Below are 18,902 nucleotides of genomic sequence, written 5' to 3'. Positions count from 1 at the left end.
GAGCAGTTCTCAGCAATTAACTCTCTTTTTTGGTGGTGTGAGGAACTTTAATGAATTTTAAGTTTAGACGAGTGGTGACGTTGTTGACGTTCGTAACCCTGCTCACCAGTTTGACCGCTTGTGCGGGAAGTCGTAAAACGCAATGTCGTAAACTGATCGAGGTTGTCGATCAGGGGAACATAGCGATCGCCACTCAGGATAACTCGAATGGCGCGACAACCCTCAGATTAGCACAAGAACTCAATCTTGTTGCCGATCAGATGGAGGAACTTTATCTCACCAAGGGTAGACTCAAGAAAATTCGTGTGGGTTTTACAGAGGTCTTTCGTGAGTTTGCAATAGTCCTAAACGAGATGGGTCAAGCATTAGAAGCCGGAGAAAAATCACCCATTAGTGTTGAAGGTCGCACTGAGTTAGTCAAAGCGATTGAAAAGGTAAATCAAGTCAGTCAAAAAACCAGTCCAATTGGTGAAAAAGCAGAAACTTTGATGGCAGATATGACGAAATATTGTCCGCCAGAATCTTTACAACCCGAAGAACCCAACTCATCAAAGTAACAGTTAACCCGGTTTAGAATGCTGATATATTACATGGGCGGGTTGATCTAGATTGTCTGTGGGAAGACATAAATTCAGTCAGAACCCGCCCCTACAAAATAGGTATCTTTTGCCTATTACCTGTGGCCTGTAACCTGTCCCCTGTTGCCTTCTTTTAATGATGAATATCTAAACTGAGAACATACCGACCCAGTTGCAATTTGTCTGACCAAAGTTCATATTCGAGTCGGAAATATTCGGGAAAAGGAGAACCTCCAAGTTCCAAGTTACGGGTAAAATTACGCAGTCGAAATTGACTGGGAACCGTTTCCGAATCGGTTTGTAAATAATAACGACTAATCCCATACATTCCTTTTTGCCATAAATGACGATAACTGTATTTCGTATTCCCTTGCATCGTCATTACAGCCCGATAGGGAGACACTTCTAACCACAACAGACGGGGTTTTTGAGGTGTAGAAGGGAGTGTTTCAGGGCTAATGGGGTTGGGTTCCCAGTCGAATATTTCCGGTTCATGTAACAACAAGTGAAATTGTTCATGATCTCTTTGATAGAGGGTTGCGGCGGTTTCAATGAGCGATCTCACGGGTAAGTCCACCGAAACCACAGACAGACTTACAGGTTTGCGAGAATGTGTTAACATATGCTTAATTATTAACCATTAACATAAGCCCCCAGTCTCAGATTGCCATTTAGTTCCAAGAAAGCGTTAGGATGACTAGGGAAATCCTTCCTTTTCTTATCCTATGCTAACTGGGATTATTGAAACCAAAACTTCAGAAAGTCAACAGACTCTAAGCGTTGAACCGCCAACATCCGGTTTATCTTTACACGGTTCTATTGAGATTCCTGGAGATAAGTCAATTTCGCATCGAGCGTTAATGTTGGGCGCATTGGCAACCGGAACTACTATCATTGAAGGGTTGCTTTTAGGGGCTGATCCTCGCAGTACCGCAAGCTGTTTTTCCCAGATGGGGGCGCAGATTTCTGAATTAAACGAAAAACGAGTCGAAGTCCGGGGAATTGGTTTAGGTCAGCTACATGAACCCACGGCTGTTTTAGATGCAGGGAACTCGGGGACAACATTGCGGTTAATGTTGGGAATTCTGGCCTCTCATCCGGATCGCTTTTTTACAGTCACGGGCGATCATTCCTTAGTTCGGCGTCCGATGGATCGGGTCGTTAAACCGTTACAAGAAATGGGGGCGATGATTTGGGGACGAGAAGGCGGTTCTTTTGCACCGCTAGCCATTCAAGGTCAACGCCTCAATCCTATTCATTATAAATCACCCATTGCCTCAGCACAAGTGAAATCCTGTGTTTTGTTGGCGGGTTTGATGGCAGAAGGGGAAACAACGGTGACGGAACCTGCGTTATCTCGCGATCATAGTGAACGGATGTTGCGGGCGTTTGGGGCGACGGTGACGGTTGATCCCGAAACCCACAGTGCGACGGTCATCGGGCCTGCAACGTTACAAGGTCAACCTGTTGTCGTACCGGGGGACATTAGTTCTGCTGCGTTTTGGCTGGTGGCGGGGGCAATTATTCCAGGTTCGGAGTTGCTGATTCAAAATGTAGGGGTGAACCCGACTCGGACGGGAATTTTAGACGCCTTAGAGATGATGGAAGCCGATATTCAGCTTGAAAATCAACGGGAAGTTGCCGGAGAACCTGTTGCTGATTTACGGGTGAAATACAGCCAACTCAAAGCCTGTACTTTAGAAGGTGCGTTAATTCCTCGCTTAATTGATGAGATTCCGATCTTAGCAGTGGCCGCGACATCTGCACAAGGAACAACCATCATTCGAGATGCGGAAGAATTACGAGTCAAAGAAAGTGATCGGATTACAGTCATGGCAGCGGAATTAAACCGCATGGGGGCAAAAATTTCTGAGTTACCCGATGGGATGGAAATTGTTGGCGGTACGGCGTTAACGGGGGCAGAAGTTGATAGTTATACTGATCATCGGATTGCGATGAGTTTAGCGATCGCTGCCTTAAAAGCCAGTGGAAAAACCACCATTGGTCGAGCTGAAGCCGCTTCGATTTCCTATCCTCAGTTTACCACAACTTTGCAACAAATTTGCGGGTAAAATTCATTGATAAAATGTTGGGTAGAAATTTACAGATCCCCCCCTTCCCCCCTTACCAAGGCAGGGCTGTTTCATTCTAAGTTAAAAATTGCCGGGGTTGATGGGGTGAAAGGGTGATGGGGTGATGGGGAGAGGAGTTTTTTCCGAGGAAAAATAGCTTTTTATTAATAAAAATCCTCCCTACCTCCCTACCTCCCTACCTCCCCACCTCCCCACAAATCAAGTTTTCGGGCAACGAAACGGCCCCCCCTTACCAAGGGGGGTGGCGAAGCCGGGGGGATTTCTTTTGTTGGAATTAAACAAAATCTTGTTCACTTAGCTGACTAGGATTAACTCCCTGTAACACCGCTAAAAATTCTCCCGTTGACTGAACTTGTATCACCGTTACGTTTGAATTTGAAGTAATATTTAACTGTTCAAAGGTTAAGGGACTCACTAACTCAATGACATCTTGAGTGTCTGTGAAATCAACAATTACATCCGCAGTTTCGATAGTATTTCCACCCGTTCCAAAGCCAATCACAAACGCATCATTTCCCAAATCACCTGTTAACGTATCCGCACCTAAACCTCCAATTAAACGGTCATTTCCAAAGCCTCCCAACAGTTGATCCTCACCCTCTCCTCCCCATAAACGATCACTACCTCTGTCACCATAAATAATATCATTTCCTGCATCCCCTTGGATTTGATCATCGCCTTGTCCGCCAAACAAAACATCATCACCCACTTCTCCACTTAACGCATCCGCATCCCCTTGTCCATATATTAAATCAAAACCTTCTTCTCCAGATATCCGATCATTTCCTTGATTTCCAAACAAAATATCATCAAAATCTGAACCAACACCTGTATCATCTAATTCACTCAAACTGACAACAGCAGCTTCAGAAAAATTATTTTGTTGTCCAGTATTATCGTTATCGCTAATATTGGCTGAAATCTGATCAATATCTAAGCTATCATAGCGGGAATCATCACTATTAACGGTGTGAGAAATAGTTCCAACCTCTGAACCTTCAGTGAGGTTATCATCAACCGCAGTCACCGTTATCGTTTGTGGAACTTTCCAGTTAGAGGGTGTAAAGTTGAGGGTTTGTTTGTCGGTTTCAAGTTGAGAGTTGGGGTTAATATTAATCTCCACATTCGCCGTCGGTTCACTATTGAGAACAATCTTATAAACATCACTCCCAAACCCTTCAATTACATCAGTTCGACGCACAGGTTGAATCACCGAAATTCCCGGTTCTCCAGGGGGTAAAGGTTCGTCATTTTCAATAATATCAACAGTAATATTATTATCGATTCTTCCATCAATTCTAATCGGAGTCTGACTATTATAATTCGAGTCGTTACTTGAAACAGCATGATTAATTGTACTGGTATGAATATCAGCTTCGACATCTTCATCATCAACAGCTTCGACGGTAACTGTTTGCGGTTCATTCCAATTTTCAGAGGTAAAAATCAATTCAATTTCGTTTTCCCCACCCTCTCCTAAATCAACTTGACTATCAGGAGTAATTGTGACAACAACATCTTCAGTCGGTTGGCTATTAAGAACAACTTGATAAGTATCCGTTAAGCCATCTTCACTGACTTCTGTACGGTTTGAAGTTTGAGTAATTAAAACTTCAGCAACATCATTATCCGCAATATCAATATTGAGATCAGAAATCTCTAAACCGTCATAATTTCGATCTGCACTCATCACCGTATGACTGATAATTTCGGTGCTATTTCCCTGAAGAATATTATCATTTATAGCAACAAGATTCACCGTTTGAGGAATATTCCAGTTAGTTTCATTAAATTCAATTGAAGGGATAGAATTAATCCGATTACCTGTGTTAAACTCTATCGTAACTGGAAGTACCGGAGGAGAACTTAAAACAATCTCATAACTAGCGGTTGTCTCTCCTTCTGTTAACGTAAGATTACGAGTATTATTAACAATAATCACTTCCGCATCGACATCATTATCCAAAATTTCGACATTAGCAGTCCGAATTTGTAAGTCTCTATAATTTTCATCCTCGCTGACAATAGTATGAGAAATTGCTAGAGTTTCATCTCCTTCTGGGATTAAATCATCTATCGCTTCAACCGTTACAGTTTGGGGAATGTTCCAGTTAGTAGAATCAAAGCTAATCGCATCAATTGAATTGAGTTGTTGTTCATTTAATTCAAACTCAATCGTCACAGGTAATTCCGGTTCTCGTGTTAAAACTAGAGAGTAAGTATCTGTCTCTCCATCTTCAGAAACGGTTAAATTTCTCGGGGCGATAGAAACATCAACAACATCATTTTCAGCAATTTCAATATTGATATCATCGAGGATAAACCCGTTATAATTTTGATCATCACTGGTAACAACATGAGTAATTAAACTGTTATGAGTTCTGTCTTCAACTAACTCATCATCGATAGCTTGAACTTCTATCGTTTGAGGAACATTCCAGTTACTTTCATCAAAGGTAACTTCGGTAATCGGTTCAATTTGGCTATCGGTTTGAAAGCGAATGGTAACAGGTTCAGAGGGAACTGTAGTTAAAACCAAATTGTAGCTATCGGTAATTCCTGACTCTGTAACCGATAATTCCGTTTGAGAAATATCAATTCTCGGAATTTCGTTATCAAAAATTTCCACAGTCGTCGTCTCTTGAGTTCCGATTTCAGTTCCCACACTCGGATTAACCAACGCCAAAGAAAAGGTTTCATCTTCCTCAACTAAATTATCCTCAAAAATCGGAATATTAACCGTCGCCGTTTTTTGATTCGCCGCAAACCGTACCGAAATTAAATTATTATCAAAGTTATCAAAATCTTCTCCTGCGGTTGCTGTTTCTGAAGTTAATTGTACCTCTACTGTAGAGGCTTGTGAGGTATCTCCAGTTCGGTTAATGATAATTTCAGAACCAACACTTGTTCCATCTTCGTTAATTTGATAATCGGTTTGAGAAAATTCAACCGTTGCGGGTGTATCATTATCAATAATCGTCAGATTAACACTACCCGTTCCTAAGACAATTCCCTCAGAGGGATTTAATAAGGTTAATGTCGCCGTTTCATCCCCTTCAAAAACAACATCATCCAACACTTGAAATGTTACAGTAGCGGTATTATTTCCATCAGGAATAATCATCTGAGGATTGGATAAAGTATAGTCATTTGACGTAATTCCAATTCCCGAAATATCAAGATTGACTGTTTGTTCTCCCTCGACATTTGCTGAAGCTGTAACAGTCACAGTTATTGCAGTGGTATTCGCTTCTTCACCTGTCGTCAAATCAACCGATAAATCAACAACAGGAAGATCATTATCAAGGTTTATTAGCGTGACATCTTCTGGGTTAAGATTGTTATAATTGAGATCATTACTAATCGCTGCTTCAGTAATAATTCGATACTCAATTTCCCCATCTACATTAAAATCATCAACTCCCGTAACGGTGACAATTTGAGGCGTTAACCAGTTTTCGGGAGTAAAGATTAAACTGGGGGGGAAAATACTTCCTTCTGCGGGATTATCACTGATTAAATTGAGAGTAACATTATCAACGGGTTGGGTATTTAAAACCACTTGAAAAGTTGCTGTTTCTCCCGCTTCACTGGTTTCTAATCCAGTCGTTGGGCTAACGGTAATTCCGGGAGTTTCATTGTCTGTATTAATTACAGCAATATCATCAGGATTGAAGCCATTATATTTGGCATCTAAACTCACCGCATCACCTGTAATAATGCTATAGTTAATATTACCGTCAGCAATCAGATCATCAACTCCTGTAATTGTTACGGTTTGTGGAAGTTCCCAATTTTGCGGGGTAAAACTTAGCGTTTCCGTCGAAAGAGTTCCTTCTGTAGTGTTGCTACTCGCGAGATTAAATGTTACTTCTGCTAACGGTTCAGAGGTGAGAAAAACATCAAAAGTTGCGATTCCTCCAACTTCGCTAGTGGTTAATCCTATGGTGGGGGTAATAACAATTTCCGCAGTTTCGTTATCCGTATTTATGACGTTAATATCTGGAGGATTGAACTCGTTGTAGTTCGGGTCAGTGGTTGTTAAATCGGGTGTCGTAATGATACTATATGCAATATCATCATCATCAATATTATCATCAACCCCAGTCACCGTTATCATCTGCGGAATATTCCAATTTTCGGGGGTAAATGTTACCGCTTCCGTCGAAACAATTCCTTCCGTAATATTGCTACTACTAATTCCAATCGTGACATCATCAACGGGTTCAGTATTCAGAAAAATCTCAAAAGAATCGCTTCCCTCTGCTTCGCTAGTCACTAAACCATTAACCGGAGTCACCGTAATTCCTGGGGTTTCATTATCTGCGTTAACCAGACTCACATCTGCGGGGTTAATTCCGTTATAAATCGGATCATTACTAACCGTTGTATCTGTAATAATAGAATAGGATAAATCTCCATCTGCGATATCATCATCCACTCCCGTAACAATCACAATTTGAGACACATCCCAATTTTCTGGGGTAAAGATAACCTCTGAAATAGAAATACTTCCTTCGTTGGGGTTACTACTATTTAAGTCTAAACGAACATCTGCTGTCGGTTCAGAAGTCAGAACAATTTCAAACGTCGCAATATCTCCTGCTTCTGTGGTTGTTAGTCCATCAATAGGAGTAACAAAAATTCCTCCTTCATCGTTATCAAGATTGGTGAGGTTGATATCAGCTAAATCAAAATCATCATAAGTTAAATCATTACTAACAACGGTTGTATTAATACGATATTCAACATCCCCATCAACAATATCATCATCAACTCCTGTTACCGTGACAATTTGAGAGTTATTCCAATTTTCAGGAGTAAATGTTAATATTTCAGCAGAAATAATTCCTTCATCGGAGTTAAGATTTTCGAGTTCAATAATAACGTCTGCGGTGGGTTGAGAATTGAGAACAAATTCAAAATTAACGCTATCTCCCTCTTCTGTGGTTATCGGTTCAATGGGAGGAATTAAAGTAATCCCAACAACATCATTATCTTGGTTCGTTAGGGTAATATCTTCTAACTGAAACCCGTTATAATTTGCATCCTGACTACTAACAGTTGAACTAACGATATATTCAACATCTCCATCGACGACGCTATCATCAACTCCGGTAACTGTAACGGTTTGGGGAATATTCCAATTTTCTGCGGTAAAGCTTAATGCTTCTGTCGAAATAATTCCTTCGTTGGGATTATTGCTATTAAAATTAATCGTAATATCTGCTATGGGTTGCGACGAAAGAACGAAGTCAAAATCAACACTGTCTCCATCTTCTGTGGTAATCAGTTCAATAGGAGGAGTGACAACAATTCCAACTTCATCATTATCTTGGTTAGTTAAAGTAATATCTTCTAACTGAAAATTGTTGTAATTAATATCCTCACTATTAACCGTTGTGATAATACTATAATCAACATCTCCATCGACAATATTATCATCAACTCCGCTAACAGTAACAACTTGAGGTGTATCCCAATTGTCAGAAGTAAAAGTTAGAGTTTCAGCAGAAAGATTTCCTTCGTCTGGGTTAGTATTTTCTAAGTCAATAATAACGTCTGCTGTCGGTTCGGAGACAAGAACAAAATCAAAATCAATACTGTCTCCGTCTTCGGTTGTAATGGGTTCAAGAGGTGGAGTTAACAGAATTCCTAAAACATCATTATCTTGGTTTATTAGAGTAATATTTTCTAACTCAAAATTATTGTAGTTTTCATCAAGACTGCTAACTGTTGGAATAATACTATAGTTAGTATCTCCATCGACAATATTATCATCAACTCCGCTAACAGTAACAACTTGAGGTGTATCCCAATTTTCGGAAGTAAAAGTTATTGTATTGTCTGAAAGATTTCCTTCGTCTAGGTTAGTATTTTCTAAGTTAATAATAACATCTGCTATCGGTTGTGAAGAAAGAACCAGTTCAAATGTGGTTGTTTCTCCGTCTTCTGTCGTAATAGGTGAAATGGGAGGCGTTAACAAAACTCCCGCTATATCGTTATCAACAATACTAATAAAAGCTGAATTATTCTCAGTTATGAGATAGTTTGAACCTGCAATTAAAGTAAGTTCAACAGTTTCTTCTGGGTCAAAAATATTATCATCAACCGTGACAACATTTAAGCTGGCGGTGGTAACTCCAGGTTCTATTGTAAACGTATTGGGAGTCACAGTGGTGATTCCAGTTCCGGCTTCTAGGGTATAATCTTCTGTATCTATAGCAATACTTTCATCGGGATCAAACTCAATAATTAAAGGTTGATTAACAGGTTCATCAAGGGTAATCGTAAAAGTTCCTATTTCACCTTCTACCGGAGAAAGATTCGCCGCAATACTAACTTGAACTGTTCCCACTAAACTCAGGGTTGTTTCGGCAATATTGCTGTTAGAAGTACCATCATTAACGGTAATATTAATCAGGCGATCACTTAAATCTGGGTTGAGTTGAGTATTATTATAAACAACTTGAGAAATTGCGGTTTGATAATCAGCAATAGAAGCCTCTCCTCGCAGTTGTAATTCTCCAGTTGTTGAATTATAAGCAGTCGCAGTAATTCCAGTCGGAAGTAAACCATTAATCGCTAAACTTTCAGCTATCCCATTAATTGGATTCGTTAAAGTTAATGTTGCAAAGGCTAAATTTGGGCTGTCTGCATCCTCAATTTCAACATCAGTATCCGCCACGGCTACAGCTTCTCGCCCCTCTGTAAAACGGTTACTGTAATTGTTTCCAGTTATTCCACTACTATCATCTTCATCTAAGTCTAAAACAGGGGCGGTATTCGCCGTGATGGGAGCCGAAAATTCTGAGGTATTATTATTAGCATCTGTTGCTGTCGCAGTAATTGAACGTTGATTTTCGGCGAGTTCGGTATTAAAGCTAACCGTAAACGGAATATTACTGGTTGCTTGAGTTTCTCCTAAAAAAGTTCGTCCTTGACGATCGCTTTCCCCTAGTGTTTCATTGGCAAAAAATTGTACAGTAAAGGTAGAACCGGGCGTACTATCAACTATACCATTAATCGTAATACTTTCTGCTTCTAAAGTCGCCGTTAATAAGTCAGGATAGTTCTGAAATGTATTCGCCCCAGTGTCCCCATCTCCAAAATCATTCTCACTGATTCCATCATTGTTTAGATCAATTCCAATATCCGCTAAACTCAGACCATTATCAAAGATAGAATTACTCAGAATTGCATTACCTTCTCCTGAATCTATCCTGACTCCATCTTGATTATTAAAGCCAATAATATTCCCCGAACCAACAACTCCGCCAATAGTATTGTTATTAGCATCATTAAATATCAAAATACCATTTTGTGTATTCCCTAATGGTGTATTTCCATCAGAAGTTGTTCCAATAAAATTTCCTTGAATCAGATTATTTATCGCCTCAACGCCATTGAGTTCAATCCCATTTGTATCGTTTCCAGAGATTAGATTACCCGCCCCAGAAACTGTTCCCCCAACTTGATTATTTCCATCTCGAAATATCCCAATTCCCGCCCCACTATTCCCTAAATCTGCGGTTCCTGAAATATTAGTTCCGATGTAATTTCCTTGAATAATATTACCACTTGTTGTATCAATTTGTACTCCATTTCGACCATTTCCAGAAATCAAGTTACGGGTTTGCGGTGTGGTTCCTCCAATTAAATTTCCGCTAGTAGCATCACCCAGAAAAATTCCGTCAACTATATTTCCAAAGTCGATATTTCCGCTAATATCCGTCCCAATATAGTTTCCTTGAATCGTATTATTTCCAGCAGTAATTAACCGAATTCCCTCAGAAAAACGGTTAATAACAAACCCTTTAACAGTGCTATTTCCAGCCGTAATTGTTAAGCCACTGGTATTATTAACATTACTTCCATCAATTTCAATTAAGGGTCTATCTATATATCCCGGCTGAGAGGTTGCATCTAAAATCGCCGCATCACTAATAGTTGGAAGTGGAGAAAGAGGTTGAATACTAAACGTTCCGGTATTGGGGTTAAAACCGGGGTCTTCTGGGGGAATCTCAAAGGTGATAATATCAGTTCCTTCGACTTGATTGGCGAGATTAATCACCTGTCGCAATGAACCCACACCTGTATCATTCGTATTAGTGACAATTAACGAACGATCACCAATAATTAAACTTGCAGTATTTAAGGTTGTTAACGCATAGTTAGTTCCCGGTTGTAAACTAACTTCTATTGTTTCATCTGTCTCACTAATATTATCAAAAACTGGAATAACGTCTAAAGTTGCAGTTGTCGCCCCTGGTGCAATTGTCAAGCTATTTATTGTGAGGTTGGTAATATTATTCCCCGCAGCAAAACGATAATCATCAGGATTAATTGCATCACCCGCAATACTAAAATTAACCGTTAAACCTTCTGGGGGGGCGGGTTGATTTAAACGAATTTCAAATACCCCATTAGTTTCTCCGTCTTCGATGGGATCAATTCCGGGCAAAATAGTAATTGCTGGCTCAATTGTTGAGATAAAAACATCAGCAACTCCGTTTGTATCAACCGGTATTAAATTATTGGCTAAAGACTCGAAAGAAACTAAACTTCCATCACCCGAAACCACCGATTGAAACGAATTAGCATTTCCTTCTTCACCCGTATCGCTAATAGAAACTCGGGTAATAATACCATTTCCTTGATCAAACACACCATCTTGATCGGGATCGCGATCATGGACAAAAATATCTTCAACGCCATTATTATCACCCAAAACAAAGTTAGAAGATCGAGAACTAAATCCCACAAACCGACCATCATTTGATATACTTGGTTGAGAGGAATTTTGATTTCCGCCCACGCCATTTGCATCGACAGAAACTCGATTAGTGACTCCGGTTTGCAGATCATAAACAAAGATATCTAAAGCGTTATTACTATCTCCTTCAACTAAATTATTGGCTAAAGATTCAAAGACAATAAAGCGATTATTCCCCGAAAATTGAGGATCAAAAGAAGCGTTATTCGCCTCAACTCCACCCAGTCCTATCGGTAGACGACTAATGATACTATTTCCTTGATCAAAAATCCCATTTCCATCGGGGTCACGGTCATGGATAAAAATATCTCGAACCCCATTATTATCCCCAACGACCAGGTTATTAGCATCGGATTCAAACAGCACAAACCGCCCATCATTTGAAATAGAAGGGTCAAAAGAATCATCATTTCCCTGTAAACCCATCCCATTAATAGATATTCGGACGGTTCGGCTACTTCCCTCTTCAAAACTCCCATTCCTATCGAAGTCACGGTCATGGACAAAAATATCCCATGTCTCTGAATTGTTATCTCTGGGGACGAGGTTCTCTGCCCGCGATTCAAATGCAATAAATCGTCCATCGGGGGTGATTACGGGATTTCGGGAGGCATCATCTCCGCTAATTCCATTGTTATCAATTGAAACCCGTGTGGTTGTCTCAGTCTGGAGATCGCGGACAAATATATCCCATTCTTCGGCGTTGTTGTCTCCAGGGGCGAGGTTGCTGGCTTTGGACTCAAACGCAACAAACCGTCCATCCGGGGTAATCGCGGGCAATATACTATCAGAAAAAGCACCGGATTTATCGTTTCCTTCCTGTCCGAAACTGTTAATAGAAACGCGAGTTGTAATTCCGGTTTGGCGATCGCGAACGAAGATATCTGAAACGTCATTATTATCATCAGGAACTAGATTATTTGCATTCGATTCAAACGCGATTAATTGCCCATTATTAGAAATGTTTCCATCCTGAGAACCCAAATTTTGAGGATCGGCAGCGGCTTGTTCTTCTTGCGAATTGACTGAAACTCGTTCAATTATGAATAAACCTGGATAGTGATTTTGAACCTTTTCATTAAAGGCAATCTCTGAATTGATATGACCAATTTTAACGTCTAAATCCCAATTCCCACCTTGTTTTAAACAACCAACAGGGGTACTTGAAGCGGCGATATTCGCTCCGGTGAGTTGATGTAAACGTTGAATTAAGTGTGTATTTTCTTGAGCAAGATTACAACCATAGAGGAGAATTTCAGGAACATTCCACTGTTCAAGTAAAGTCCGATAGTGATCGACATTCTCTAAACTTAGGTTCGTGTTTCCAAAGGATAAGATATTTGCGGAAGCGTGGGTAACAAGATGCAGGCTTTGAATTGTAAAAGTATTGCTTTTAAGGATGCTTGTAATTTGTTCAATTGCGTCTTGGTTTGGGTCAAGCTGTAAAACATTTGCCTCTCGATTAACTCCCCTAATTAGGGTTGAAATCTCAAACAAATTGCTAGCAAATACCACTAAGATTTGAGGAGATACAAAATGCTGACTATTCGGTGTGGATTTAGAGTATTGTGAATTTGATTGTTTGAGGTTAGTATAAGTTGCTGTATCGAGAGTAGTCACTTTCATATTTTTATATCTTTGAATAATTTGTTCGATTATTGATTGATGCACTTCCCTGATTTCGTCATCAAACCGACTTTTTAAAAAAGCTCAAGCTCTATAACACTACGCGAATACATGATTGTCATTTCTAAATCCTAAAACCCCGCCCCAGTCTACTGTTCCCTGTTCCCTATTCCCGATTCTAGTAGCGCTATATCACTATGTTAGCAAATCCTGACCCTAAATACATCGAATTGAGATGTTTGTTTACCTAATTTTTAATGAGTAAGAGATCGACGGTTAACCCCGATCTTCTAGAAGAATTCATATCAGGTCAACTTGATTTGAAAATGCTGTTTACCAAGGACTTCCAATAATCGTAAAACCTGCCCAATAATAAGGATGAGTAAAAATAATATTTCCTTGGTTCATCAGTTCACTCGGAAGCTGAATCTGATTGCTAATATCTACACTCATTAAATAACCAGACTCAATCGTAATTGTTCCTCTTAACATGGCGATTTGAGCGGAACGAAATGCTTGAGAAATTGCAGATGTTTTTCGGAGTTGATTATAAAATTCAACCATTAATCCTAAAGTTCCCTGATCAGAAACATACCATAAACTCGCTAAAGCAGAAGGCACCCCGGCTTGCACTGCTAATCCCGCAAATCCTAACTCTGCACTTGCGTCGCCTACCGCAGTCCGACAAGCACTTAAAACAAATAATTCCGCCGGAGGACTCTCCCATTTCCAACCCAGTTGCTTTAAATTATTTAAAGTAAGTTGGGTATCCCAAAATTGGATATAAGAATTACTCTGATCACCAGAATTAAACTCACTATGAGTAGCAAGGTGAATAATATTAAAGGGTTGAGTTCCGCGCTGTTTACTAAAGTTTTTAATGGTAAATTCTTCATTGAGAAAATAGCGACCACTAATCTCTTGAGTAATGGATTGAACTTCGATAGGAACCGCAGGTAGTGGAGGCTGTTCGACAAACTTAGAGGCTCCCATTGCAAGAACTTGTGGGTCATTGAGAGGCTGATCCCGAATATCCATTAAACTGAAACTTGGAATCAAACTAAAATTATATTTTTCAATGAAAAACTGTTCACCATCATGCAAAGCTGCTATCGGTAAACCTCGTAAACCCTGATCCATGACAAATAGTATTGTATCAATTTCTTGAGCCTCTAGAGCCTCTTCTAAAGGCGCAATAATCCACTGATAAAGCTGTTGAGCAAGAGGTTTATAACTCTCTGTATAGCGTTTACGAGCATCAGTAATTTCCAGTCGAAATTGCTTGGTAATCTCTAATAATTCCTGACGGGTCGTTGTAGTAATCGTTTTTTTAATTATATTTCCTTTCGCAGTTACAGCCATCAACACTAATTGATCAGCTTGAGCAAAGGTATAAACAACTGCCGCTTTTGTCCCATACTTTTTATCAACTTCACTGAGATTATCTTGAATCTCTTCGACAGAAATATCGGTTTCAAACTTAGCAATATTTTTACCGATATAGTTAAGATAATCCAAACTAAAAGCCTGTTCAATCTTGGGCAAAACTTCTTCAAGACTATCAACATCAAAACTCGCCGCTACATCAGCACGAGCGAGTTGAATTTCTGCTTCTGGATTAAACTCAGCATCCAGGTTTGGAGTCGTTTGAATAGATTGATTGATTGGGTCTAATCTCAGTAAAGCAATACTCCCATCTGTATTCTGCTGAACTGTAATTGTACTACTACTATTTTGGGCAATTCCAGTAACATCTAAGATTGAATTATTAGTGAAAACATTTTGATTTTCGAGTTGATTGGCTGGCGAACCATCAAGATTTTTCCGTTCAACTAATTCTGCTTCAATCACAGTTGTAACTTGTTCTTGTTGTTCAGGAGTCAAGGCGTCAGTTTCAGGATTGTTTGGAATTTCTGGTGATGGATTATTTGGCGGGTTAACAATAGGCGGGTTAACAATAGGCGGATTATTAGGAACTTCAGGATTTTCATTCCCCGGATTATTGGGATTATTAGGAACTTCAGGATTTTCATTCCCCGGATTATTGGGATTATTAGGAACTTCAGGATTTTCATTCCCCGGATTATTGGGATTATTAGGAACTTCAGGATTTTCATTCCCCGGATTATTGGGATTATTAGGAACTTCAGGATTTTCATTCCCCGGATTATTGGGATTATTAGGAACTTCAGGATTTTCATTCCCCGGATTATTGGGATTATTAGGAACTTCAGGATTTTCATTCCCCGGATTATTGGGATTATTACCGGGATTGGGTTCAGAAGGTTCTGTCGGAGGTTCAACGATTGGAGGATTTTCAGTTATCGGTTCTTCGGGTTCAAAAACAGGAGGTTCAGAGGGTTCAATCGGCGGTTCTTCTGAGGGTAATGGTGTCGTGCGAATGGTAATATTTCCCTGCGTAAAAACCCCCTCCGTTGTGCGAGGAACTTCAAACTGAGGGGTAATTTGTGCTGAACTGCTAGTGATACTTCTTGCAGTACCATTTGTTGTCGCATCTCCAATAATAAACGGCGTTTCACCTCCACCATGTTCAATCGTAATTGCACCATCAATTTGACTATTTGCAGAAGAAATACTCGGGGTGTTATCTCTCGGATCAACTAACGTACCCACCCGCAATAAATTATCCGTAATAATCTCAATATTTCCACCTTCTGAACTAATATTACGAGCAATAATAATATTATCAACAGCTTGTAAATTAACCTCTCCGCCTTGGGTATTAATTTGATCAACAACAATTCGACCTGCGGAATTTAGAATAACTGGCCCTCCTGCGGTCGTCACATTCCCCACGGTAAGATTATTATTTCCTGATGTGGGTCTTTCTATGAAAAATCTACCCTCAACTGAACTATTAGAATTACCCAAAATTTGCACCCCTGAACGTAATATTAACGCCGGACTACTGCTGAGAATATTGGCTTCTGGGTCAGCAGAATCAGCAAGGTTAATATCAGGAGTTGTAATATTAATATCGCCCCCAATAATCGCTCCAGTGGCTTCTACTTTCAAAGACGCACCTTCATAACTCCCAAAGATTACATCTCCATCAGAATAAATAATCGGGTCGTACAAACTAATAAATATTCCACCTGCACCTGTGGTTGAGTTGAGAATGCTAAAGTTTCCCCCGGCGTTGAAGTGACTATCTCCCGAAATAATCCCATCACTGGCTAAGGTGAGATTTCCTGTGGCTTGAAAAGGAGCAGATTCAAGAAAATTAATCGAATCTAAAGCCAGAATATCAATATTTTGCTGACCAACAATTGTCAGATTTCCACCCGCAATCGCTGAGAACGGATCAGTCAAACTATCACGAATTTGCACCGTATTTCCGGCGAGTAAATTCAAATCTCCTGTGGTTTTTAACGAGCGTTCAACAATCGTCAGAGTATTAGCCGCTTTGAGATTAACCGTTTCACCTGTCACCGCTAAATGATCAGAATTTGGACTGATATTAGGCGCAATTGCAACATCTCCAGATTCAACAATTTGACCCGAAGTCAAGACAATTTCACCGTTAGGATTCACTGTCATTCCGGTTGCAGTTGTTACCCCGCCACCTGTCAGAAGTTCAGGTAAAGATAAAGGAGTTATAGCCGATTGTGTGGTAATAGAATCATCCGGAAGTGCTGCAACTTCAAGATTTAATAAATGTCCGGTTTGAGCAATTCGTACCAAGTTTTCACCGGGAACCGTTTGTACAGAAATCGTTCCTTCTGGAGCGACAAGAGTACCTGTATTTAAAACAGTTCCACTCACAAGAGTTAACTGTTGTTGGGAAGTAACAGCTAGTTGACCCTGATTCACAATCGACCCTGGATTTTTGGTATCAAAGCGAAAACTATTGGGGTTTCCAACTAAGTTTGACCAATCCGAATTTGAGGTTGTATTAAACCAATGATTCGTTCCAAATCCAATTCCATTTGCAGTCGTCGCCGTAAAAGAAGCGGGAACATTTAAACTCGCATTTGCACCAAAAATAATCCCGGCTGGATTCATTAAAAACAGGTTAGAATTTCCCCCTGTTACTTGAATTAAGCCATTGATAAAAGAAGCATCACCCCCAACAACTCGTCCTAAAATGTTGCGAATATTAGGATTTGATAAAAAGTTGGCGACTTGTCCTTCCGATAAATTAAACTGATCGAAACTGTGAAACAGATTTTGACCCTCTCCGCTGAGAGAACCCCCATTAATCTCAAACTGGTTTCCCTGGCGGTTAATTACAGTTCCGGTTCCATCTAGGGCGGGCGTAATGGTAGGGGTTTGAGCGTAAACAGGAGCAGGGTTAACGCCAACGAAACTCAAAGTTGTCAACAGTAAACTAAAGCGATTTAAAGTCGCTCTCATGGCTATACACCTCCTGGTTGGTAGATATTAGATGCCCTAGACGCTCCTAATTAATCCTTATCCCTTTTCCATTCTATCCATCCCTTCCAAATATGGTGAATTTTTTCCTCTGAGGGAATCGTTTTTTACAGTCACCGCTAGCAGAATTGATCAATTCCCAACCTGTAACCTGTAACCTGAACTTCTAAATTCTTATGAATCGGTCATTTCTAGCGCTTTTTCTGTTCCTAAAAGTGATTTGATTTTTGCCCACATTGATAAGTCATTAAAATCATTAACAACCTGTGAGGCACCAATCGCTTTTAGCACACTTGGTTCGTGGGTAGAGGCAACTCCAATTGTATCAATTCCGGCGGCAACAGCAGAACGAATTCCCGAGGGTGAATCTTCAAATACAATTGCTTCTGAAGGTTGAATTTTTAACTGTTCTAAACTATATTGATAGGGAGCAGGATCAGGTTTTCCGGCAATCATATCTTCCCCTAAAACGACAAACTCAAATCGCTCAGTTAGCTGCAAAACTTCTAACATAAAATGAGCATTTTCCCGAGGCGCATTGGTGACAACGGCTTTGTTTAAACCGACTGTTTCAATCCATGTCAGCATCTCCAATAAACCCGCTAATGGCTGTAATTCTCGGGCAATTTCCCGAAAACGAGCTTCTTTGTGATCTGCGAGTTCTTCTCCTTCTTTGAGCGAAAGTTGCGGAATTAAATCTTTAATGATTTCAGGATTTTGTCGCCCACTAATATAGGTTTTATAAAAGGGATGATCAATTTCTTGATTGTACGTTTGTAAGGTTTCTTGCCAAATCTTAAAGTGTAAAGGGTCAGTATTGGCTAAGGTTCCATCTAAATCAAAAAGAATTGCTTTCAGCATAGTTTGAGGTTGATTTGTTATTGAATTTTATGATTATTTCTGGACTGAACCATCAGGCATAATTGCTTCTTTAAAATCAGCTCCTTTAATCTCTGCTCCTTCGAGTTTTGCCGTATTTAAGTCTGCTTTATTCAAGCTGGCATTTGTCAGTTTTGCATTTGTGAGTATTGCTGATCTTAAAAAGGCACCTGTGAGATTGGCCTCGCTCAAATTAGCCTCAGTGAAATTTGCTTGAGTCAGGGCAGCTGAACTCAAATTTGCACCGCTCAAATCAGCCTGACTAAAATTAACATTATCCAGTAATGCACCACTTAAATTTGCGCCTTTTAAATTCACTCCACTGAGATCAGATCCGTTTAATTTTGCACCGGATAAGTCAGCCCCTTCAAAGTTTTCTCCGGTTAAGTCACAGTCAAAACATTCTTTCGTTTCTGTGACTTTTTGCGCTGAATCTTTTGATGCTGTTTGACATCCAGTTGCGAGCAAGAGGCAACTGATCAATACTACCGATAAAAGTCTAAAATTTAACTTCATTTTCAACCTTGAATTCAATCAATTAACAATCTAGAAGCG

7 protein-coding genes are annotated in these 18,902 nt (G+C 39.9%); 2 read left to right on the top strand and 5 right to left on the bottom strand.

Annotated elements, in window-relative coordinates; genetic code table 11:
- Positions 1-50 precede the first annotated feature (50 nt).
- Positions 51-557 (top strand): hypothetical protein, encoded by a 507-nt coding sequence (locus L8106_RS16875; RefSeq protein WP_009785585.1) that lies wholly within the window; start codon positions 51-53, stop codon positions 555-557.
- Positions 558-711: 154 nt separating this feature from the next.
- Here the strand turns inward: L8106_RS16875 and L8106_RS16870 are convergent, their stop codons facing one another.
- Positions 712-1,200, bottom strand: coding sequence for a hypothetical protein (locus L8106_RS16870; protein ID WP_009785584.1), 489 nt, complete (start codon positions 1,198-1,200; stop codon positions 712-714).
- 103 nt (positions 1,201-1,303) lie between these two features.
- On the opposite strand from L8106_RS16870, the gene aroA reads away from it, so the two are divergent.
- A complete protein-coding gene (aroA, locus tag L8106_RS16865) occupies positions 1,304-2,650 on the top strand; it encodes a 3-phosphoshikimate 1-carboxyvinyltransferase (protein WP_009785583.1) in 1,347 nt (448 codons plus the stop codon).
- A gap of 295 nt (positions 2,651-2,945) precedes the next feature.
- Here aroA and L8106_RS16860 read toward each other — a convergent pair whose 3' ends face one another.
- The 4 genes from L8106_RS16860 to L8106_RS16845 form a co-directional block, all read right to left on the bottom strand.
- Positions 2,946-13,073, bottom strand: a complete 10,128-nt coding sequence (locus L8106_RS16860; RefSeq protein WP_009785582.1) for a DUF4347 domain-containing protein — start codon at positions 13,071-13,073, stop codon at positions 2,946-2,948.
- Between the two features lie 333 nt (positions 13,074-13,406).
- Positions 13,407-17,450 (bottom strand): CHAT domain-containing protein, encoded by a 4,044-nt coding sequence (locus L8106_RS16855; RefSeq protein WP_009785581.1) that lies wholly within the window; start codon positions 17,448-17,450, stop codon positions 13,407-13,409.
- A gap of 192 nt (positions 17,451-17,642) precedes the next feature.
- Positions 17,643-18,329 carry an HAD family phosphatase gene (locus L8106_RS16850; protein ID WP_009785580.1) on the bottom strand — a complete coding sequence of 229 codons (687 nt, stop codon included), beginning with the start codon at positions 18,327-18,329 and terminating at the stop codon, positions 17,643-17,645.
- A gap of 33 nt (positions 18,330-18,362) precedes the next feature.
- Positions 18,363-18,863 carry a pentapeptide repeat-containing protein gene (locus L8106_RS16845; protein WP_009785579.1) on the bottom strand — a complete coding sequence of 167 codons (501 nt, stop codon included), beginning with the start codon at positions 18,861-18,863 and terminating at the stop codon, positions 18,363-18,365.
- Positions 18,864-18,902: the final 39 nt, after the last annotated feature.

It is taken from the genome of Lyngbya sp. PCC 8106, from assembly GCF_000169095.1.
Classification (GTDB): Bacteria; Cyanobacteriota; Cyanobacteriia; order Cyanobacteriales; family Microcoleaceae; genus Capilliphycus.
Note: the sequence above shows the minus strand (reverse complement) of the source record. Positions and strands in the feature narration are given on the sequence as shown.

What these genes read in the sequence shown, in the direction of transcription:
- L8106_RS16875 (WP_009785585.1), top strand. Translation starts at nt 51, where the DNA reads ATGAATTTTAAGTTTAGACGAGTGGTGACGTTGTTGACGTTCGTAACC.
- L8106_RS16870 (WP_009785584.1), bottom strand. Translation starts at nt 1,200, where the DNA reads ATGTTAACACATTCTCGCAAACCTGTAAGTCTGTCTGTGGTTTCGGTG.
- aroA (WP_009785583.1), top strand. Translation starts at nt 1,304, where the DNA reads ATGCTAACTGGGATTATTGAAACCAAAACTTCAGAAAGTCAACAGACT.
- L8106_RS16860 (WP_009785582.1), bottom strand. Translation starts at nt 13,073, where the DNA reads ATGAAAGTGACTACTCTCGATACAGCAACTTATACTAACCTCAAACAA.
- L8106_RS16855 (WP_009785581.1), bottom strand. Translation starts at nt 17,450, where the DNA reads ATGAGAGCGACTTTAAATCGCTTTAGTTTACTGTTGACAACTTTGAGT.
- L8106_RS16850 (WP_009785580.1), bottom strand. Translation starts at nt 18,329, where the DNA reads ATGCTGAAAGCAATTCTTTTTGATTTAGATGGAACCTTAGCCAATACT.
- L8106_RS16845 (WP_009785579.1), bottom strand. Translation starts at nt 18,863, where the DNA reads ATGAAGTTAAATTTTAGACTTTTATCGGTAGTATTGATCAGTTGCCTC.